Annotated in this window: 17 protein-coding genes and 1 pseudogene; 6 read left to right on the top strand and 12 right to left on the bottom strand. The window is 72.2% G+C overall.

Features of this window, described 5'->3' with window-relative positions; genetic code table 11:
- Positions 1-765, bottom strand: coding sequence for an MBL fold metallo-hydrolase (locus tag P3T37_RS10670; RefSeq protein ID WP_280723267.1), 765 nt, complete (start codon positions 763-765; stop codon positions 1-3).
- A gap of 88 nt (positions 766-853) precedes the next feature.
- Between P3T37_RS10670 and P3T37_RS10665 the strand changes: the two genes are divergently transcribed.
- Positions 854-1,495: an ABATE domain-containing protein gene (locus tag P3T37_RS10665; RefSeq protein WP_280723266.1), complete on the top strand. Its 642-nt coding sequence runs from the start codon at positions 854-856 to the stop codon at positions 1,493-1,495.
- A gap of 20 nt (positions 1,496-1,515) precedes the next feature.
- Here the strand turns inward: P3T37_RS10665 and P3T37_RS10660 are convergent, their stop codons facing one another.
- Positions 1,516-2,259, bottom strand: coding sequence for a response regulator transcription factor (locus P3T37_RS10660; protein WP_280723265.1), 744 nt, complete (start codon positions 2,257-2,259; stop codon positions 1,516-1,518).
- The gene (locus P3T37_RS10655; RefSeq protein WP_280723264.1) at positions 2,256-3,110 is read right to left on the bottom strand and encodes a histidine kinase; all 855 of its coding nucleotides are present in this window, start codon (positions 3,108-3,110) and stop codon (positions 2,256-2,258) included. The genes P3T37_RS10660 and P3T37_RS10655 overlap by 4 nt, the downstream gene beginning before the upstream one ends.
- 129 nt (positions 3,111-3,239) lie before the next feature.
- On the opposite strand from P3T37_RS10655, the gene P3T37_RS10650 reads away from it, so the two are divergent.
- Positions 3,240-3,959 (top strand): ABC transporter ATP-binding protein, encoded by a 720-nt coding sequence (locus P3T37_RS10650; RefSeq protein ID WP_280723263.1) that lies wholly within the window; start codon positions 3,240-3,242, stop codon positions 3,957-3,959.
- A complete protein-coding gene (locus tag P3T37_RS10645; RefSeq protein ID WP_280723262.1) occupies positions 3,956-6,304 on the top strand; it encodes an FtsX-like permease family protein in 2,349 nt (782 codons plus the stop codon). The genes P3T37_RS10650 and P3T37_RS10645 overlap by 4 nt, the downstream gene beginning before the upstream one ends.
- A gap of 20 nt (positions 6,305-6,324) precedes the next feature.
- Here P3T37_RS10645 and P3T37_RS10640 read toward each other — a convergent pair whose 3' ends face one another.
- Positions 6,325-7,158 carry an isocitrate lyase/phosphoenolpyruvate mutase family protein gene (locus P3T37_RS10640; protein ID WP_280723261.1) on the bottom strand — a complete coding sequence of 278 codons (834 nt, stop codon included), beginning with the start codon at positions 7,156-7,158 and terminating at the stop codon, positions 6,325-6,327.
- A gap of 125 nt (positions 7,159-7,283) precedes the next feature.
- On the opposite strand from P3T37_RS10640, the gene P3T37_RS10635 reads away from it, so the two are divergent.
- Together P3T37_RS10635 and P3T37_RS10630 are read left to right on the top strand one after the other, a co-directional pair.
- On the top strand, positions 7,284-7,688 hold the full coding sequence (locus P3T37_RS10635) for a hypothetical protein (RefSeq protein WP_280723260.1): 405 nt from the start codon (positions 7,284-7,286) through the stop codon (positions 7,686-7,688).
- 10 nt (positions 7,689-7,698) lie between these two features.
- Positions 7,699-8,109 (top strand): cupin domain-containing protein, encoded by a 411-nt coding sequence (locus P3T37_RS10630; protein ID WP_280723259.1) that lies wholly within the window; start codon positions 7,699-7,701, stop codon positions 8,107-8,109.
- Between the two features lie 71 nt (positions 8,110-8,180).
- Here P3T37_RS10630 and P3T37_RS10625 read toward each other — a convergent pair whose 3' ends face one another.
- From P3T37_RS10625 to P3T37_RS10610, 4 genes are all read right to left on the bottom strand, one after another.
- Positions 8,181-8,729 carry a nucleoside deaminase gene (locus P3T37_RS10625; RefSeq protein ID WP_280723258.1) on the bottom strand — a complete coding sequence of 183 codons (549 nt, stop codon included), beginning with the start codon at positions 8,727-8,729 and terminating at the stop codon, positions 8,181-8,183.
- A gap of 36 nt (positions 8,730-8,765) precedes the next feature.
- Complete coding sequence (locus P3T37_RS10620) at positions 8,766-9,602, bottom strand: LLM class flavin-dependent oxidoreductase (protein WP_280723257.1); 837 nt, start codon at positions 9,600-9,602, stop codon at positions 8,766-8,768.
- Positions 9,603-9,712: 110 nt separating this feature from the next.
- Positions 9,713-12,286 (bottom strand): FtsX-like permease family protein, encoded by a 2,574-nt coding sequence (locus P3T37_RS10615; protein WP_280723256.1) that lies wholly within the window; start codon positions 12,284-12,286, stop codon positions 9,713-9,715.
- Positions 12,283-13,110: an ABC transporter ATP-binding protein gene (locus tag P3T37_RS10610; protein WP_280723446.1), complete on the bottom strand. Its 828-nt coding sequence runs from the start codon at positions 13,108-13,110 to the stop codon at positions 12,283-12,285. The genes P3T37_RS10615 and P3T37_RS10610 overlap by 4 nt, the downstream gene beginning before the upstream one ends.
- Positions 13,111-13,352: 242 nt before the next feature.
- Between P3T37_RS10610 and P3T37_RS10605 the strand changes: the two genes are divergently transcribed.
- Positions 13,353-14,126 carry a MerR family transcriptional regulator gene (locus tag P3T37_RS10605; RefSeq protein WP_280723445.1) on the top strand — a complete coding sequence of 258 codons (774 nt, stop codon included), beginning with the start codon at positions 13,353-13,355 and terminating at the stop codon, positions 14,124-14,126.
- A gap of 78 nt (positions 14,127-14,204) precedes the next feature.
- Here the strand turns inward: P3T37_RS10605 and P3T37_RS10600 are convergent, their stop codons facing one another.
- The 4 genes and pseudogenes from P3T37_RS10600 to P3T37_RS10585 form a co-directional block, all read right to left on the bottom strand.
- The gene (locus tag P3T37_RS10600; RefSeq protein ID WP_280723444.1) at positions 14,205-15,092 is read right to left on the bottom strand and encodes a geranyl diphosphate 2-C-methyltransferase; all 888 of its coding nucleotides are present in this window, start codon (positions 15,090-15,092) and stop codon (positions 14,205-14,207) included.
- A gap of 26 nt (positions 15,093-15,118) precedes the next feature.
- Positions 15,119-16,512 (bottom strand): annotated as a pseudogene (locus P3T37_RS10595) (family 2 encapsulin nanocompartment cargo protein terpene cyclase).
- Positions 16,513-16,523: 11 nt separating this feature from the next.
- The gene (locus P3T37_RS10590; RefSeq protein WP_280723254.1) at positions 16,524-17,933 is read right to left on the bottom strand and encodes a family 2B encapsulin nanocompartment shell protein; all 1,410 of its coding nucleotides are present in this window, start codon (positions 17,931-17,933) and stop codon (positions 16,524-16,526) included.
- Positions 17,934-18,392: 459 nt separating this feature from the next.
- A complete protein-coding gene (locus P3T37_RS10585; protein ID WP_280723253.1) occupies positions 18,393-19,175 on the bottom strand; it encodes an SGNH/GDSL hydrolase family protein in 783 nt (260 codons plus the stop codon).
- Position 19,176: the final 1 nt, after the last annotated feature.

Below are 19,176 nucleotides of genomic sequence, written 5' to 3'. Positions count from 1 at the left end.
TCAGCTCAGTTGCAGGCGGTCGATCAGCCCGGCCGCGGTGAAGGCGTCGACCAGGTCGCCGCGACCCTCGCTGAAGTGGGCCCAGCTGTCGAAGTGGGCGGGGACGACGCTGCGCGCGGAGAGGATCGCGGCGGCTTCGGCGGCCTGCGCGCTGTCGAGGGTGAGCAGGGCGCCGTCGAAGTTCGCGGTGCGGGCCGCGCCGGCGAAGAGGACGGCGGTGTCCACCGGGCCGAAGCGCTCGGCGACCTCCCGGACCAGGGCGAGCGAGGCGTTGTCGCCGCTGACGTAGACCGTGGGCAGGTCGGCGGCGGTCAGCACGAAGCCGATGACCTCGCCGATGATCGGCTCGCAGCCCTCGGGGCCGTGCAGGGCGGGGGCGGCCGTCACGGTGAGGACGCCGCCGTCGGGGCGCGTCAGCTCGAACGACTCCCAGGGCGCGAGACCGCGGGCGGCGCCGCCGCCGAGGCGCTGCGCGCCGCTGCGCGTGGTGAGGACGAGCGGGACGGTGGCCAGCAGCGCGCGGCCGGAGTGGTCGAGGTTGTCCGGGTGCTCGTCGTGGGAGAGCAGCACCGCGTCGATCGGGCCGAGGTCGGCGGGGTCGACGGAGGAGGGGGCGGTCTTGGTGAGGACGTTGCCGTTGCCGCGCGGGTAGTCGCCGGGGGCGTCGAAGGCCGGGTCGGTGAGGAACCGGAGGCCGCCGACCTCGATGAGGGTGGACGGTCCGCCGAAGACGTGGACGGTGACCTGCTGGTCGGTACTGGTCATGGCAACACCTCACGGGTAAGTCGGCTGTTTGCCGTGAGAGAAAGGTATCCGACTCTCACGGAAAACCGCAAGGTCTACCATGAGAGTCATGAAGGAGACCGCCGTGACCGCTGCACCCGCCCACCTCGTCCCGCCGGCCGCAGTTCCGCCGCCCGCAGTCCCGCCGCCCGCGCCGGGAGCCGAGCGCCACCTCGCGCTCGACTTTGCCAACAGCGCCCTTGTGCAGCCCGGCGGCCGCCTCGACCTGCTGGAATCGCCGGCTGCGGCGGCGCAGTGGCTGGTCGATCGAGATCTGGCGCCGGTCGGGGCCGGGTTGCAGGAGGTGTGCGCGGCTCGGCTGCGCGCGTTCCGTGAGCAGGTGAGAGCGCTGCTCTCGTCGCGGATCGCTGCTCTCGCGGCGCCGCCCGAAGCCCTGGCCGCCGTCAATGAAGCGCTGACCAGCGTCCCCTCGGCCCCGCTGCTGCTCTGGGACGAGGTCCACGGCCTGCACCGCGCCCAGCCGCACCCCACCGACCGCGTGGTGGATCGCGCCCTCGCCGTCCTGGCCGCCGACGCCGCCGACCTGCTCACCGGCCCCGACGCCGAACTCCTCGCCGCCTGCGGCTCCGCCCCCTGCACCCGCCACCTGCTGCGCACCCACGCCGCCCGCCACTGGTGCTCGGTCCGCTGCGGCGACCGCGCCCGCGCCGCCCGCGCCTACGCCCGCCGCAGCCAGGCGAAGGCCGACTGAGCAGCTGAGTCGCGCCGCTGTTATGCGCGGGCGTCGCCGTCACCCGGGGACACCAGGCCGGTTTCGTACGCGAGGACGACGGCCTGGGCGCGGTCGCGCAGGGTGAGCTTGGCGAAGATGCGGGCGACGTGGGTCTTCACGGTGGCTTCGCTGAGGGTCAGTTGGCGGGCGAGCTCGGTGTTGGAGAGGCCGCGGCCCAGGAGGGTCAGAACTTCGAGCTCGCGGGGCGTCAGGGTGGCGAGGTCGCGGTGGACGACAGGCGGACGCGGAGCCTGCGGGCGGTCGGGAACGGAGGCGGCGGAGGCGGCGGAGGGGACGGAAGCGGCGGTGGCGGCGAACTTCGCTACGAGGCGGCGGGTGATCGAGGGAGCGAGGAGGGCGTCGCCGGTGGTGACCAGGCGTACGGCGGAGGCGAGGTGGGCAGCGGTGACGTCCTTGAGCAGGAAGCCGCTTGCGCCCAGGGACAGCGCGGCGTAGACGTACTCGTCCAGGTCGAAGGTGGTCAGCATGATCACCCGGCAGGCGGGTGTCTGCCGCAGGATCTGCCGGGCTGCCTCCAGGCCGTCCATGGTCGGCATCCGGATGTCCATCAGCACGACGTCCGGCTGGAGTTCGATCGCCGCCGCCACCGCCTCGACGCCGTCGGCGGCCTCGCCGACCACCTCGATGCCGCGCGCGGTCAGGATCAGGCGGAAGCCGGTCCGGATCAGGGCCTGGTCGTCGGCGATCAGTACGCGGGGCGCGGGTTCCGGCACACTGCTCATGGCCGGTCCAGTGGGATGCGGGCGCGGACCCGGTAGCCGCCGCCCAGGCGGCGGCGCGCGTCCAGGTCGCCGCCGTAGACGGCGACCCGCTCGCGCAGGCCCAGCAGTCCGCGGCCGGTGCCGTTTCCCTGGCGGGGCTCTCGAACGGTGGCGGTGCCGGAAAGCACGCTCGGCCCGCTGTTCAGCACCTCCACCCGCAGGGAGTTGTCGGCATATCGCACCGTCACCTCGGCCTTCCCCCTGTCCCCGTACTTGAGCGCATTGGTCAGTGCCTCCTGGATGATCCGGTACGCGGCCAGGTCGATTCCGGCCGGCAGCGCGCGCGGCTCCCCGGAGATCCGCACCTCCACCGGGAGTCCGGCGAAGGCGATCCGGTCGATCAGCGGGCTGAGCCTGCTCAGTCCGGGCTGCGGTGCCAGGGAGGCGCCGACCGGACGGCCCCCGTCGGTGTCGTCCTCCCCGCTCGGCGAGGGGGCGAGCAGGCCGAGCAGGTTCCGCAGCTCGGTCATCGCGTCCCGTCCGGCTGTCTCGACGGCCAGCAGTGCCGCTGCCGCCTCGTCGGGCAGGCTGGTGAGCACCTCGCGGGCGGCCCCGGTCTGCACCACCATCAGGCTCACGTTGTGGCCGACGATGTCGTGCAACTCCTGGGCTATCCGGGCCCGTTCGCCGTCGACGGCGGTCCGGGACGCGCTCTCGCGCTCGCGCTCCAGCAGCCAGGCCCGCTCCTCCAGGGCCTGGCGGTGCAGCCGCCGCGCCCGCCGCAGGGCGGTGGCCAGCCAGCCGCAGCCCGCGCAGGCCAGGCACGCCACCGCCGATACGACGATCAGCAGGTCAGATTCGTTTCCCCACACATGATCACCTTCCCATCCCGGGCCGGTAGTCCGCATCCATCCGCGAGTACATCCCCAGGATGACGGGCCCGGGCAGATACACCCGGGGAGTGATCCGCGGTCCGCGGCGCCGCCCGTAGGTTTCCTGTCATGACTACGGGAGACAGCAGCAGCGCAGGTGAGGGCCAGGTCGTCGTCCAACTGGACGCGGTGCGCAAGGAGTACGGCGAGTCGGCGGCCCTGGACGGGCTGTCGCTGGAGATCAGGGCGGGGGAGGCGGTCGCGGTGATGGGGCCGTCGGGCTGCGGCAAGTCGACGCTGCTCAACATGGTCGCGGGCCTCGACCGCCCGACGTCCGGTCGGGTGGTGGTGAACGGCGAGGACCTGGGGTCGATGAACGAGACCGGACTGGCGCTGTTCCGGCGCCGCCGGATCGGCATGATCTTCCAGTTCTTCAACCTCCTCGACGACCTGCCCGCCCTGGACAACGTGGCGCTGGCCGCGCAGTTGACCGGCGCCTCGGCCGCGCAGGCCCGCCGCCGGGCGCTGGAGCTGCTCGACGAGCTCGGCATAGCCGACCGCCGCAACGTCTATCCGGCCGCGCTCAGCGGTGGCGAGCGCCAGCGGGTGGCCGTCGCCCGCGCCCTGATGAACCGTCCGGCGCTGCTGCTGGCGGACGAGCCGACCGGCGCGCTGGACAGCCACGCAGGTGAGCAGGTGATGGACCTGCTGATCGACCTCAACCAGATCGGCCAGACCCTGCTGATCGTGACGCACGACCAGCGGCTGGCCACCCGCTGCGCCAGCCGGCTGGTAGAGGTCGCCGACGGTCGCGTGGTGCGCCAGAGCACCCTGGAGCGGACGGCATGAGTGCCGTGTGGCAGGTTTCCCGCGCGGCCGTCCGGCGCCGCAAGCTCCAGACCTTCGTGATCGGGCTGGTCGTCCTCACCTCCACCGTCGCGCTGGTGGTCGCCCTCGGCCTGCTCGACGCCGCCTCGACCCCCTTCGGCAGCACCTTCGACAAGCAGCGCGGCGCCCAACTCACCGCCACCTTCGACCCGGCGAGCGTCTCGGACGCCCAGCTCGCGGACGCCGCCCACCGCCCGGGCGTGGCGGCCGTCGCCGGTCCGTTCGCCGAGGCCGTCCTGACCGCCCTGCCGCGCACGGCGGCCCCCGTCGCCGGCGTGGACGCCCTGCCGCCCGAACCGATCACGGTGGTCGGCCGCGCCGATCCGGCCGGCCCGGTGGACCGCGTCGACCTGTGGGCCGGCCGCTGGGTCCGCGGGCCCGGCGAGGTCGTCCTGATGCGGCCGCCCGGGCAGCGCTACGGAGCCAACGAGCTGCTCGGCAACCGGATCCAGCTCCCCGGCGCCCCGCCGCTGACCATCGTGGGCTTCGCCTCCACGATCAGCCAGACCGCCGGCGCCTGGGTCTCCCCCGACCAGATGCCCGCGCTGCACCCGACGGCCACCCAGCTGCTCTACCGGTTCACCGGCAGCGGCACGGCCGCCCAGGTCCGGGACGGCCTGGCGACAGTCACCGCCGGTCTGCCGCAGGGCGCGCTGCTGGGCTCGCTCTCGTACCTCACCGTCAAGCAGGACATGACCGGCACCGCCAACGCGTACGTCCCGTTCCTGATGGCCTTCGGCATCCTGGGCCTGGTGGTGGCGGTGCTGATCGTCGCCAACGTGGTCAGCGGCGCCGTCGTCTCGGGGTACCGGCACATCGGCGTGCTGAAGTCCCTCGGGTACACGCCCAACCAGGTCGTCTCGGTCTACCTGGTGATGGTCCTGGTGCCGGGCGTGGCCGGCGCCGTGCTCGGCAGCCTCCTCGGCGACCTGGCGGCGCAGCCGCTGCTGCACATGGTGTTCTCCGGCTTCGACTACGGGTACTTCAATGCCACCCTGAACCCCTGGGTCGACGTGGTGACGCTGCTGGGCATGCCCGCCGTCATCCTGCTCGCAGCCCTGTTCCCCGCGCTGCGGGCGCATCGGCTCTCGGCCGCCCGGGCGATCAGCGCGGGCAGTGCCCCGACCGCCGGACGCGGGCTGCGCATCCAGTGCCGGCTCAGCGGCACCCGGCTGCCGCGCGCGGTCAGCCTGGGGCTCGGCCTGCCGGTCGCCCGGCCCGGCCGTTCGGCGCTGACCCTGATCGCTCTCGTCCTGGGGGTGACCACGGTGACGCTCGCGAGCGGACTCTCCTCCTCGGTGGCCGCGTTCATCGACGCCGGCAACGACCATGTCCAGTCCGTGAGTTACGTGGGGGATTCGCAGGCGCCCGGCATGATCGCGCCCACGCTGACCGACCCCCAGATCGAGGAGAAGTTGAGCAGCCTGCCCGGTGCCCAGCACGTGGTCGCCGCCGCGCCGGTGCAGCTGCACATGGCGGGAAGCTCCCAGATCGTGCGCGGCTGGTTCCTGCGCGGGGACTCGGCGGGCATGAGCTCCAAGATGCTCAAGGGGCGGTGGATGAGCGGCCCGGACGAGGTCGTCGTCGGGTCGCCGTTCGTGACCAAGCACGGCCTGACGGTCGGCGACCACCTGACGCTGGAGCGCGGCGGTCAGCAGAAGACCGTGACCATCGTCGGCGAGATGATGTCCGGCGACGCCGACGCGGTGGACGCGCCCTGGGAGACGCTGACCGAGCTGGCGCCCGACTGGGGGACGGTCAGGTACGTCAACCAGTACTGGGTCCAGCTCGCCCCCGGTACGAACGTCGACGCCTACGACTCCGCGGTCTCGGCGGCGGTCCCCGGCCTCTACCCGTCGGCGAGCGGTGGCACGAACTCCATCTCGGTGACCATCGTCGGATCCACCTCGCTCCTCACCCTGCTGCTGGCCACGGTGGCGGCGCTCGGCGTGTTCAACACCGTCGTCCTCAACACCCGTGAGCGCCGCCGCGATCTGGGCATGCTCAAGTCGATCGGCATGACGCCACGTCAGGTGACGGTGATGATGGTGGTCTCGATGGCCGCCCTGGGTGTGGTCGGCGGGCTGCTGGGCGTCCCGCTCGGGCTGGCCGCCCACCACCTGGTCGTGCCGGCCATGGTCGCGGCGGTGGGCAGTGCCCTGCCGGACTCCATGATGAACGTCTGGCACGTCTCGACACTGGCCCTGCTGCTCCTGGCGGGGGTGGCCATCGCGGTCCTCGGCGCTCTGGTCCCGGCCCGCTCGGCGGCCCGGCTGACGATCGCCGAGGTACTGCGCAGCGAGTGACCACCCCCCCCGGGGGGGAGTCAACGCCGCGGCAGGAGCCCGTTCAGGTCGTCGTAGTCGAGCCGGCCGGCGAGCGCCGTGTAGGTGCCCGTCGCGAACAGCTCCCGGGCCGACTCGCGCACCACGGCGTAGGCGGCCTCGGCGACGGCGGAGCCGAGGCTGACCCGGGCGACGCCGAGCGCGGCGAGCTCGCCGAGCGACGGCGCCCCCGGACCGGCCAGCACGTTCAGCGGAACCGGCAGGCCCTCGGCGAGCGCGGCGACGGTCTCCGGTTCGGTCACGCCGGGCACGAAGATGCCGTCGGCGCCGGCCGCGACATAGGCCGAGGCGCGGTCCAGCGTCTCCTGCAGCCGGGTGGCGGGGTCGCCGACGGCGCGCAGGTAGGTGTCGACACGGGCGTTGACGAACAGCGGGACGCCCGCGGCGTCGGCGGCGGCCCGGGCGGCGGCGAGGCGCTCGGCCTGCTCGGCGACCGCGCGCAGCGGGGCGGAGCCGTCGCGCAGCGCGTCCTCCAGGTTGACGCCCACGGCGCCGGCGGCCAGCACGCCGCGTACGGTCTCGGCGACGCCGTCCGCGGTGCCCGCGAAGCCGCTCTCGATGTCGGCCGTGACGGGGACGGCGACGGCGGCCACCACGCGGGCGATGAGTTCCAGGGCCCGGTCGCGGTCCAGGTGGTCGCCGTCGGCCGCGCCCAGGCCCCAGGCGACACCGGCGCTGGTGGTGGCGATCGCGGGCGCTCCGGCGTGCTCCACGAGACGGGCGCTCATCGCGTCCCAGGCGTTCGCGAGGGCCAGGGGGGTGCCGCTGCGGTGCAGGGCGCGGAAGGTCAGGGCTCGGTCGTACAAGGTGTCCATGGCGACAGTTCAGCAGCCTGCGGCGGGTTCTGTCCGGCGGATTTGCGACAGCATGGCAACTCCTCCCTGGGGAGGGGGTTTGCGGGCCCGGGGCGGGCAGGCTGGTCAACGCCGCCTCGTTCGCGGTGCTCGCGACGCTGGCCTCCCGGCTTCCGGTGCTCAGCGCGGTGGGGAAGAGCCTGCGCCGGCGGTTCTCGGGCAGCGTGCTGCGGGACGGGTCGTTCCTGTCGTGCACCGGGATCAACGCGGTGCTCACGATGCACATGACCCTGCTCAGCATCGGCATCCCCCTGTGGATCGCTGGTGAAGGCCGGTGCCTCGCTCGCTGCCTGCTGCCTGCTGCTCATCGCGGCGCCGAAGCTGCCGCTCCGGCCGTTGGCCGCTGGGCGGGTGCGGGCCGAAGGTGGCCGCCCGGCCGCAGGACGCCGCGCTGGTCGAGGCCGGCTGAGTACCGCACACCGAAATACCGAAATACCGCACACCGAAATACCGCATGCCGCATTGCCGAATTGCCGAATACGCACAACTGAGCAGAACAACATGTCTGTTCCGCTGTACGTTCCGTCGGGCGAGGGCGAGTTCGTCAACATCCGTGACACGAAGAGGACTTACCTCAAGCTCACGCACCAGGAATCCGACGGTGGTGCCAGCCCGCACATTCACGCCAAGTCCACCGAGATGTTCTACGTGGTCAAGGGCGAGATCGAGTTCACCATCGGTGACAAGATCGTGGTCGGCGAGCCGGGTGCCTTCGCCTACGTCCCCAAGGGTGCGCCGCACGGCTTCACCAACCGGGGCAAGGAAGACGCCACCCTGCTGATCATGTTCTACCCGGTCTTCAACCGCGAGGACTACTTCCGCGGTCCGGGGCGCCTGACGGCCAACGGCCGTAACCCCAGCCTGGAGGAGCTGCAGGAGCACATGGCGAAGTACGACCAGGTCATGGTCTGATCCGCGGACTCGGCGATACGAATCCGGGCCTGGCAGCGAATTCGCTGCCAGGCCCGGATTCGTATCGTTGCTCAGTTGGCCGCGTTGATCCGGGTACGGAAACGCAGCTGCAACTCGCGTACCTGGGCTGCGAATTCGGGGGACGGGCCGGCTACCTCAAGTCCCGGGACGACGTCCTGAATGGCCAGCGGGCTCAGCGGCGAGGTCACCGGAACGCCCCATTCGGCCTTCCAGTCCCGGGCCTGCTGGGACGAACTCGCGTACACGATGCGGCCCAGTCCGACCCAGCCGTGCGCGGCCGCGCACATCGGGCAGTGCTCGCCCGAGGTGTAGACGGTCGCCGCGGCCCGCTCCTCGGGGCTCAGGTTGGTCGCGGCCCACCGGGCGAGTTCGAACTCCGGGTGCATGGTCGGGTCGCCGGTGGTGGACTCGCGGTTGCGGTCCTCGGACACGATCTTGCCATCCGCGTCGACCAGCACGGATCCGAACGGCCCGTCGCCGGCGTCCACCGCCTCGGCCGCCAGCTCCAGGCAACGGCGCAGGTAGGGCAGGTCGGCCTCGCTGACGGCGGCGGCGCGGTCAGCGTCGCTCTGGGGAAGGGCGTGGTCGTTGGGGGCCACTGTTGCTCCATCTCGGGGGGAACGGTCGGACATTGGCTAGGACCGGTGCATGGCGACGGTGGCCAGCGCGTGCCATGCCACCTCGGGCCGGAGGGTCTCGTTCGGATCGCCGTTGTACGGGTCGAGCACCACGGTCTCGGCGCCGGAGAGCCGCAGCTGCTCGAGGTCGTCGAGGATCTGCTCGATGGTGCCCTCACCGGCCCGGCGTTCCGGGTGGGTCAGCGGCTCATCGGTCAGCCGCAGGATGATGCGCGGAGCCAAAGCCGGTACCGGCCGCTGGAGTTCGGCGGCAATGGACTTCAGCCGCTCCAGCTTCTCCAGGTACGCCGACATGGTGAGCCGCAGCGGGTGCCAGGCCGTACCGAACTCCACGGCCCGGCGCAATCCGGCGTCGTGGTGGCCGCCCACCCAGAGCGGAATCTGTCCGCAGCGATAGTCGGCCTCGTTGTCCCATGCGGCCTGCATGGCTCGAAGGTGCTCGTCGGTCAGTGCGCCCCGCCGCTCGTGGGGCACGCCGAGCGCCTCGAACTCCTCCCGCGCCCAACCGATTCCGACGCCGAGAATCAGTCGTCCGCCGCTGAGTTGCTGAAGATTGGCCGCCATTCGGGCCGTCAGCAGGGGATGACGATAGGGGACGATGAGAACGGTGGTCCCCAGCTCTATCGTGGTGGTGATCCCGGCCAGCCAGGCGAGCGTGGTGAAGGGCTCGTAGAACGGCGCCGGATACTGTTTGGCGACATCCGGAGTGACAGCGACATGGTCGGAGACCATCAACAGATCGAAGCCGAGACCCTCCACGGTTTTGGCCCAGCGGGCCAGATTGTCCGGGGTTGTACCAGGTCCGAAGTTCGGGACATTCACGCCTATCCGCATGGCGCAAGGCTAGCAAGTGTTCACCGCCGGTGGGTGGTTCCAACTCAAAGCCTTCCCGATATGAGCATTCGTCACCGGATCTGCTGCCGCAGCTGTTTCGTCCTGCGCGCTCACTGCTTGCCCGCCCCCGCCTCGACCGGCCGGATGCGCAGCAGCGCGCGGCCGGGCAGGGCGGTCGCGGCCAGCGCGAGGACGACCACGGCGACGGCCAGCGGCACGGCGGTGCCGGCCGGGATGTACGGCGAGCCGCCGGTGAGGCCGCGGGCGACCGGGACCAGCGTCGTCCAGGCGATCGCGCCGCCCAGCAGCAGGCCGGTGGAGGCCACCAGCAGCGCCTCCCAGCGGAGCATCCCGCGCACCTGGCGGCGGGTGGTACCCGCCAGCCGCAGCAGGCCGACCTCCCGGCGGCGGTCCAGCACGGTCATCACCAGCGTGTTGGCCGAGGCGACGGCTGCGAAGCCGCCGAGCACCGCCGCCATCACGGTGTTGGCCCAGCTGTTGATCTCCCGGTCGTGGTCGGCCTGCACGCCGAAGCCGGCGGCGTCGGTGACGGTCAGCGCGGGGACGCCCAGTCGGCCCAGCGCGGACGCCACCGCGCCGTGGTCGGCGCCCGGCGCGTCGGCGACCAGCACCTGGCTGTCGAAGCCGGCCACCACGTGGCCCGCCAGTGCCGTCCGGGGCAGCAGGACCTGGCCCAGGCCCAGGCCGCGCTGATAGGTGGCGACCAGGGTGGGCCGCACCTCGGTGCCGTCGCCGAGCCAGAACGGGACGGGGTCGCCGACCTTCACGCCGAGGGTCTCGGCCAGCTGCGCGTCGAGCGCCACGTTCGTGGTGCTGTCGCCGGGGCCGCCCAGGGCGGCGAGTGAGCCGCTGCGGATCCCCAGGTCGAGCACCCGGGTCAGCTGCGCAGGGTCGCCCGAGACGCCCAGCACGCTCGCGGAGGCCAGCGTGTCGCCAGAGCGGTAGAGGGCCGAGCCGCGCAGTACCCCGACCGCCGCGTCCACGCCCGGGAGGTGGGCCGCCCGGTCGGCGGTGCCCGCCGGCAGACCCGGACCGGCCGAAATGAGCACCTGGTCGGCGACGATGCCGCCGCGCACCTGCTGGGCGGACACGTGGCTGACGGTGGTCTGCAGGAAGAGCAGCGTGCCGCAGAACGCGGTGACCATGACGATCGGGGTGATCGCGGAGGCCAGCCGGCGGGAGTTGGCGCGGGCGTTGTCGGCGGCCAGCGAACCGGCGGCGCCCGCGCCGCCGCCGCGCAGCGGCAGGCCGAGCAGGGTCGCGAACAGGTGGGCCAGCAGCGGGCCGAGCAGCGCCACCGCCAGCAGGAAGCACATCACCACGCCGAGCGCGGTGTTCGCGGCGTCGGCACCGGCCTGCTGCGCGGCGACCGTCGCCAGCACCACGCCGCCGACCAGGGCCAGCGTGCCGAGCACCGTACGCACCACGCCAGGGCGGACCCGCTCGATCGCGGCCTCGCCCAGCGCCTGGCTGGGCCGCATCCGGGACGGGCGGCGCGCCGCCAGGTACCCGGCGCCCAGCGCGGCCAGCAGACCGATGCCCACCGCGGCCAGCATCGGGATCGGCCCCACCGACAGCGACACCCCCTGCGGCACCGCGCCCCGTGCGACCAGCTGGCCCAGCCACCAGTGCGCCAGCGCCAGACCGGGCAGCACGCCGACCGCTCCCGCGACCGGCGCCAGCAGCATCGTCTCGGTGGCGATGGTGCGCCGGATCTGCCGGGGGGTGGCGCCGATCGCGCGCAGTAGCGCGAACTCGCGTCCGCGCTGGCCGGCTGCGAGTGCGACGGTGCCCATCACCACGAAGACCGCGGTCATCGTCGCGATACCGCCGAAGGAGCCGCCGAGCGCGATGAGCATCACCTTGGCCGCGCCGAGCTGCGGCTGTTCGACGGTGGTGCGGGCGTTCCCGGTCAGCACCTGCGGGCCGGACCCGACGGCCTGGCGGACCTGGCGGGCCAGCTCCGCCGTGCTGACGCCGGCCCGCGGCTGGACGGCGATCGCGTCGGCCAGGCCGGGGTGTCCGGACAGGCGGCCCGCGAGGTCGTCGGCGAACCAGGCTGTGGAGACCGGGAGTTGGGCTTCGGGCGTCAGACCGGAGATGCGATAGGCGGTGGAGTCCGCGCCGGGCGCGGTCAACGTGATCCGGTCGCCGACGGTCAGCCGGCGGGCGTGTGCGGTGCCGGCGTCCAAGGCCACCTCGCCGGCGCCAGGGGCGCGGCCCTCGGCGAGGGCGCTCGCCGCACCGGTCGCGGCGGCGGCCGAGAAGGGCCGACCGGTCAGCGCGCTCGCGGCGTCTGCCGGCGCGGCCTGCGCCGGCGTGAGCAGCAGCGGGAAGTCGAAGTCCGCTGCGGCGGCCGCGACGCCGGGTTCGGCCGCGATCCGCTGGGCCAGCGCCGCGTCCACCCGGGCCCGCTCCGGCAGGGGCGTGGACCGCGTCTCGTGGTTCTTGCCCTGCTTGACGGAGATCCGCGCGCTCTGGTCGGCGGCCACCAGCACCGGCGTCTGCGCGTAGCGCACCGGCGCCAGGTGGGCGGTCAGACCGGTCTGCAGCAGGGTGCCGCAGGCGGTGATGATCGCGGCGGCGAAGAGCAGCGCCACGAAGCTGCCGGCGAACGCGGCGGGACGGAAGCGCACTGAGGCGCGCGCGAGTCCGTTGCTCATGCCGCCACCGCCGTACCGTGGCCCGTGCCGTGGTCGGCGCTCGCGGCCGCCGAGGCGAGCCGGACCATCCGGTCGGCCACGGTCTGCGCGTCGGGCCGCTCCAGCGCTCCGGCCAGCGACCCGTCGGCCAGGAAGAGCACCCGGTCGGCGTGTGCGGCGGCCACCGGGTCGTGGGTGACCATCACGATGGTGGCGCCCAGGGTGTCCACCGCCCGGCGCAGCAGCCCGAGCACCTCCTGCGCGGTACGGGTGTCCAGCGCACCGGTCGGCTCGTCCGCGAAGACCACCTCTGGCTGGGTGATCAGCGCCCGGGCGATCGCCACCCGCTGCTGCTGGCCGCCGGAGAGCTGGCCGGGCCGCCGGCCGCCGTGCTCGCCCAGCCCGACCTGGGTGAGCAACTCCTTGGCCCGGCGCCGGTCCTGGCGCTGCCCCGCGAGTCGCTGCGGCAGTAGGACGTTCTGCTGGACCGTCAGCGAGGGCAGCAGGTTGAAGGATTGGAAGACGAAGCCGATCCGGCTGCGGCGCAGCTCGGTCAGCCGGTTCTCACTCAGCTCGGTGATCGCCTCCCCGCCCAGCAGGACCTCACCCGAACTGGGCCGGTCCAGTCCCGCCGCGCACTGCAGGAAGGTGCTCTTGCCGGACCCGGAGGGACCCATCACCGCCGTGAAGCTGCCCCGCGGCAGCACCAGATCGATCCCCCGCAGCGCCTGCACCGCACTGTCACCCCGCCCGTACAGCCGCCGCACTCCCCGCAACTCGACCGCGGGTGGCTCGATTTGCTGCTGCCACTGCTCGGCCTGCGGGTGCTCGGCACGCGGTCCCATGGTGTTCCCTCCAGCGCTGGTCATCAACACCGTCCACGCTAGAAACCGGGAGGTGCCACGACCACCCCGGCACCCGGCCTCCCGAGGGTGGGGTTTACCCCCGCCTCCACCGGCGGCCGCGGTTGTCGTCGTGGAGGGCTCATGGCAAGGCGGGCGAGCGTGGGCTTGCGCTTTCCGCTACGTCAACTCCTACGGTCAGCTGTGTGGCCGGACAGACCGGCCCGGCGATGGGAGGCGCGGCAATGGCCTGGTCGATCGCGGATGTGGCCCGGATGTCCGGGGTGACGTCCCGGACCCTGCGGCACTACGACGAGATCGGTCTGCTGCCGCCTGCGTGGATCGGTGGCAACGGGCACCGCCACTACGAGGAGGCGGATCTGCTGCGCCTGCAACAGATCCTGCTGATGCGGGAGTTGGGCCTGGGGCTGCGCGAGATCCAGGCGGTCCTGGACAGCCAGGTCGATCAGGTGGCCGTGCTGCGCGAGCACCACCGGCGGCTGCTGAGCGAGCGGGACCGGTTGGACACGCTCGCTCGTACGGTCGGGCGCACCATCGCCGAACTGGAGGAAGCCGAGGAGGACAACGCGATGGCGAAGATCAACAGGCCGGAGAACCTGTTCGAGGGGTTCGAGCAGTCTCCCGAGAACGCGGCCCGCGAGGCCGAGGTGCGCGAGCGGTGGCCGGAGGCGTGGGAGCAGTCCCGGCAGGCCGTCGAGACGATGACCGCCGCGGACCAGGAGCGGTGGCAGCGGGAGGCGACGGCGCAGATGATCCGCATGGCGGAGTTCATGGTGGCCGGCACTCCGGTGGCCGACCCCGCGGTGCAGGATGAAGTGGACGCCCACTACCGGAGCGTCTGCCGGTTCTGGACCCCGAACGCGCCCGCCTACAAGGGCCTGGCGCAGACCTACGTCGACGACCCGCAGTTCCGTGCGAACTTCGACAAGATCGCCGACGGCCTGGCCGTCTACCAGCGCGACGCGATGGTCCGCTACGCCGACGCCCGGCTGAGCTGACCGGTGCCCGCGCGGTCGGGGGCCTCCCGAAAGGCCCCCGACCGTGCTCGAACCCGGTCAGACCAGGTCGGACCCGGGTCAGACCCGGTCGGCGGCGATCAGCAGGTACTGGAAGGAACCGTCCCTGTAGGAGTTGAGGAACGCCTCCTCGATGCCGGTGACCAGCGAGGACGTGGCCCGCAGCTCCCAGTAGGGCAGCGTCGCCGCGGTGAGGTCGATGACGGCCTGCGGGACCAGGCGGTTGTCGGCCATGGCGCGCAGGTACTCCCGACGGGAGTGGATGTTGCACTCGAAGTGGGCGTTGATCTGCGAGACCCACTTCGAGGGCTGCCCGTAGACGGGGTTCCAGCAGCCGGTGATGGTCACGTAACGGCCGCCGACCGACAGCACGCGGGAGTGCTCCGCGAACAGGTCGTGCAGGTCCACGTACATGCTGGACTCGTTGTTCCACGAGGCGGCCGCCTGGCCGGTCTCGAACGGCATGTCCAGCATGTTGCAGACCTGCGAGCGGACGTAGGCGTCGATGCCGAGCTGACGCACGCGCTGGTTGGCGAAGTCGGCCTGCTTGGCCGAGAGCGTCACGCCCTCGACGCGGCAGCCGAAGCGCTGGTGCGCCATGACCATCGAGCCGCCCCGGCCGCAGCCGGCGTCCACCAGCATGCCGTCGCGCGGGACGTCGCCCAGGTGGTCGAGCAGCACATCGGCCTGGGCGGACTCCAGCCGGTGCAGCTCGGTGATCACCTTCTTCTCGCGCTCGCTGTCGCCGGGGGCGCCGAGGGCGGCGACGTCGACGTCCCCGATCCCGTAGTGGTGGTGGTAGAGGCCGTCGACGTCGCCGAGCCGCAGGTTGACGGGACGGGCTTCCTGGTCCCAGTAGCGGGCGATGTCGTCCTGGTACGGCGTCGCAGGACCGGGGATCGCGGTCCCCGCGCCGGCGTCGGTTGCGGTGTCGGGTGTGAGGTCCAGCGTGGTCACTTCGGTCAGCTCCCTGGTTACCAGAAATCGGGCAGGCTGTAGCGGTAGGTGTTGGTGCAGTGCCAGTGGTGGTTTCCGTCGACCCAGGCGGCGACGCCGCGCAGGAAGCGCAGCACCGTCGGGTCGGGATGGGTGAGGGCCAGCGCGGCCGCCGCCGTCTCGAAGGCGTGCATCAGGTCGTTGTGCACTTCGACCGCCTTCAGGTAGGCCTCGCGGTCGCCGCAGCCTTCGCGCTCGGCGACTACCACCGGCAGGTTCAGGTGCTTGCCGGGAGCGGCGAGCTCCTTGGTGTACGAGTACAGGTCGTTGACGATCGTGGTGGCGTTGGAGGCGAGTGCGATGACGCGCTGCATGGCGGGCAGGGTGTGCAGGTCGGCGGGGAGCTCGTAGCCGCCGACGGTGTCGGTGATGGTGGGGCAGGGGCGGAAGTTGTTGAACTGGCGCATCGCCAGGTACTCCCAGACCTGCGGGCTGTAGTCCGTCTCGGCCCAGGCCGCCTCGGCGAGGTACCCCAGGTGGAGGCGGGCCATGTCGTGCCGGTACCGGTCCGCCTGGGAGGGCGTGGCGGCCCGGACGAAGTAGTCCATCGCGGAGCGGTAGGCGCGCCGAGGGGCGTCCGCGTGGAGGGACTCCTCCCAGGCGGGCCGGTACTCCTCGGTGGTGTGCAGCGGGTCGAGGGCGGTGTGGGCCAGCAGGAGCCGGCCGCCGAGGCCGACCGGCGAGCCGCCGTGGTCCTCGCAGTAGCAGTCGTCCAGCACGTTCTCAGCCGCCATGAGCCGGGTGGCGAGCATCAGATGGTCGACGGTGGGGGCATCCGGGTGGCAGGCGACCATGTAGCGGCCGAGGACGAAGCCGTCGAACTGCTCCTCCCACTCCGGCGGGTAGAGCTGGACCTCGTCCACGGCCCAGGTCTTGATCCGCCGGCTCACCTCGGCCACCCGCTCCGGATCGGGCTCGGGGATGGGGTGGTAGTAGAGACCCGGGATCGGCTCACCCGGCTGCGGCGGCCCGTTCCGCTCGGGCGCTACGGCGGGCACGGCCGCTGCGGCTGGTGCTGCCGCCGCGGACGGTTCGGGCGTGTCCGCCGACAGCGGCCGGACCAGGACGTCCAGCGCCGACAGTCCCAACCGGTCGGGACCCACGCCGATCGGCCCGAGCGGAAGCCTGCCGCCCGAGCCGGCCGCGGTGGGCCGCCCCCGCCTGAGAGCGGCCGTGGCGGCAACGGGCGGCGCGGGGACGCCGGCCGCGTCGGTGCCGAGCCCGCTGGGACCGGGGGCGATCCGTCGGGGCCGGTCGGCGAGGTCGGCGAGGTCGGTCAGGTCGGCGAGGCCGTGGGTGGCCGCGGGCGCGGACGTTCGGGGCAGCGATGACACCGTCTCAGCTCTCCTTCACGGTTGGTGACCCGGCACAGGACGGCGCGGGTCAGTCATGCCGACGGCTGACCTCGACGTTCTCCAGCACGCCGAGCGCGTCGGGGACCAGCACGGCGGCCGAGTAGTAGGTGCTGACCAGGTAGGAGATGACGGCCTTCTCGTTGATCCCCATGAACCGCACGTTGAGGCCCGGCTCGTACTCGTCCGGGATCCCGATCTGGTGCAGCCCGACCACGCCCTGGTTGTCCTCGCCGACGCGCATCGCGATGATCGAGGTGGTGTGTCCGTCCGCGATCGGGATCTTGCCGCAGGGGAGGATCGGCACGCCGCGCCAGGCGGGCAGGTGGTGGCCGTCGACGTCGACGCTGCCGAAGTAGAGCCCCCGGCTGTTGCACTCACGGCCGAAGGCGGCGATCGCCTTGGGGTGCGCGAAGAACGCCTTGGTGCCCCGGCGCATGCTCAGCAGCTCGTCCAGGTCGTCCGGGGTGGGCGGGCCCCCCTGGGTCTGGATGCGCTGCTCGTGGTCGGCGTTGTGCAGCAGGCCGAAGTCGCGGTTGTTGACCAACTCCCATTCCTGGCGCTCGCGCAGCGCCTCGATGGTCAGCCGCAACTGGTGCTCGATCTGGTTCATCGGCTTGTTGTAGAGGTCGGCGACCCGGCTGTGCACCCGCAGTACGGTCTGCGCGACACTCAACTCGTACTCGCGCGGCGCGAGTTCGTAGTCCACGAAGGTGCCGGGCAGCTCCTGCTCGCCCTCGTGGCCGGCGGCGAGCTCGATGTCGGCCTCGCCGTGCCTGTTCTGCGCCTGCTGGGAGTCGGCGAGGTACTGCAGGATCTGGTCGCGCAACGCGTCGGAGCGGTCGACGAGTTGCTGGAAGGCCGGCCACGGCAGGGCGAGGACCGTACCGGAGGTGGCGGCCCTGACGGTGTAGCCCCAGCTGGCGTCCGACTGCATCAGCGCCTCGTCACCGAGGTGGTCGCCGTCCGCCAGCACGCCGAGTACGCTGCTCACGCCGTACTTCCCGGCGCCGATCTTGTTGACCTTGCCGTGCGCGATCAGGAAGACCTCCTCGATCGGCCGGCCCGCCTCGACGATCACGTCGCCGTGCTCGAAGTCCCGCTGGGTGAACCGGCTCGCCAGCTCCTCCAGCACCGCGTCGTCCTCGAACCCGCGCAGGACCGGTACTTCGCGCAGCGTCGGCGCCAGCACCCTGACCGCCGTGCCGTTCTTGACGAACGCGACCCGACCGCGCCCGACCGCGTACGACAGGCGCCGGTTGACCCGGTACGTACCGCCGGACACCTGCACCCATGGCAGCATCTTGCTCAGCCACCGCGAGCTGATCCCCTGCATCTGGGGCTCGGACTTGGTGGTGGTCGCCAGGTTCCGTGCCGCTGCGGTACTCAGGCTGAGCTGGGCCTGGTCCTGAGACGGTGTTGCCGTTGTTTCGACTGACATCGTGCTGCCTCTCCACGTGCGGTCTCAGACGCGGAGGCCCCGTCCCGGCCGCGCTCGCTCGACCGCTCGACCAGCTCGCCCGACGTCGAGACGACGCTCCGCAGTCCGATCAAAGCGGACCGTGACGCCCCCATTCGGCGGTATGCGGAGACCCTCGACAGCGTGTCGGCAGCTGCGCGCCGTCGCCGTGCGCTCTTCTGCGCCCTTGCGCGCCTTCACGCTCCGACTGACGCCGGACGCGCTCCCGGACCTACGCTGGAACGGCCGTACCGACTCGACGGCTGCACCGAAGGAGCCGGCCACATGGACACCGCCCCGAATCTGTTCGACGCCGAGCTCGCCGACAGCGACGGACGCGCTGCCGGCCATGCTCCATCGCTCGGCGACCCTCGGGAGCGAGAGGTTCCTCGATCGACTGCGGTCCGCGCCCTTCGAAGGGCTCGAGTTCGGGCAGCGCTCCTACGACGCGGCGGACGGCGACTGAGGCGCGCGGCGGGCAGCCGTCTCGCCGTTGCTCGATGACGGCTTGGTGATCACCCAGCCTCCGGTGAGGGCCTGTTGGAGCGGCGGGAAGAAGGCGTCCGCCATCTTCTGGTAGCCGGAGTCGGTGGGGTGCAGGCGGTCGGCGAAGTCACGCGGTTCGAACGTCGCGCCACCCGCGAACAGGAAGTGTTTCCCGGCGAGTTGTTCGACGAGGGCCAGCTCGCGGGCCCGGTCGTTGTACTGCCGGACGCGGTCCTGCAGTCCGCCGGTGTTGGTGATCAGGCCTTCCATGACGACGGTGACGTTCGGCGCGTCGGTGAAGATCTGGTCCACCAGCTTCTCGAGACGGTCGGCGGCGTGGTCCGGGTCGGGGTCCGGTCGCCAGTCCAGGTCGTTGGTGCCGATGTTCAGCAGGACGACGTCCGGTCGAGCTGCCGCCAGCCAGCTGTCCACTCCGTGCCGAACGTCGTCGACCATGTAGTAGCCGTGGCCCTCGTGCTGGGGGTTGGTCATGGTCCCGCTGGTCTGGTCACCCACGAACTGCACGGCGTACGCGGTCTGGTCGGCGACCAGGTCCCGCAGGTCCGCGCGGTACCCGTTCCCGCTGAGGCTGCCCTGGCCGACGGTGATCGAGTCGCCCAGCGGCATGACCCGAATGACCGTGGCCGCGGGCTGGGCAGCGGCCGCGCCCGCGAAGCCCAGGGCGGGGTTGGAGGTGGCGAGGACCACGGCAATACCGGTGAGAAGGAGTCGCGTCATT

The organism is Kitasatospora sp. MAA4, from assembly GCF_029893355.1.
Classification (GTDB): Bacteria; Actinomycetota; Actinomycetes; order Streptomycetales; family Streptomycetaceae; genus Kitasatospora.
The sequence above is the reverse complement of the archived record's forward strand: the minus strand, read 5'-3'. Positions and strand labels throughout refer to the sequence as shown.

Bases quoted from the DNA above. Each gene is read 5' to 3' on its own strand.
- P3T37_RS10585 (WP_280723253.1), bottom strand. From the start codon at position 19,175: ATGACGCGACTCCTTCTCACCGGTATTGCCGTGGTCCTCGCCACCTCC.
- P3T37_RS10665 (WP_280723266.1), top strand. From the start codon at position 854: ATGAAGGAGACCGCCGTGACCGCTGCACCCGCCCACCTCGTCCCGCCG.
- P3T37_RS10650 (WP_280723263.1), top strand. From the start codon at position 3,240: ATGACTACGGGAGACAGCAGCAGCGCAGGTGAGGGCCAGGTCGTCGTC.
- P3T37_RS10610 (WP_280723446.1), bottom strand. From the start codon at position 13,110: ATGGGACCGCGTGCCGAGCACCCGCAGGCCGAGCAGTGGCAGCAGCAA.
- P3T37_RS10640 (WP_280723261.1), bottom strand. From the start codon at position 7,158: ATGGACACCTTGTACGACCGAGCCCTGACCTTCCGCGCCCTGCACCGC.
- P3T37_RS10645 (WP_280723262.1), top strand. From the start codon at position 3,956: ATGAGTGCCGTGTGGCAGGTTTCCCGCGCGGCCGTCCGGCGCCGCAAG.
- P3T37_RS10660 (WP_280723265.1), bottom strand. From the start codon at position 2,259: ATGAGCAGTGTGCCGGAACCCGCGCCCCGCGTACTGATCGCCGACGAC.
- P3T37_RS10670 (WP_280723267.1), bottom strand. From the start codon at position 765: ATGACCAGTACCGACCAGCAGGTCACCGTCCACGTCTTCGGCGGACCG.
- P3T37_RS10630 (WP_280723259.1), top strand. From the start codon at position 7,699: ATGTCTGTTCCGCTGTACGTTCCGTCGGGCGAGGGCGAGTTCGTCAAC.
- P3T37_RS10615 (WP_280723256.1), bottom strand. From the start codon at position 12,286: ATGAGCAACGGACTCGCGCGCGCCTCAGTGCGCTTCCGTCCCGCCGCG.
- P3T37_RS10620 (WP_280723257.1), bottom strand. From the start codon at position 9,602: ATGCGGATAGGCGTGAATGTCCCGAACTTCGGACCTGGTACAACCCCG.
- P3T37_RS10605 (WP_280723445.1), top strand. From the start codon at position 13,353: ATGGCCTGGTCGATCGCGGATGTGGCCCGGATGTCCGGGGTGACGTCC.
- P3T37_RS10590 (WP_280723254.1), bottom strand. From the start codon at position 17,933: ATGTCAGTCGAAACAACGGCAACACCGTCTCAGGACCAGGCCCAGCTC.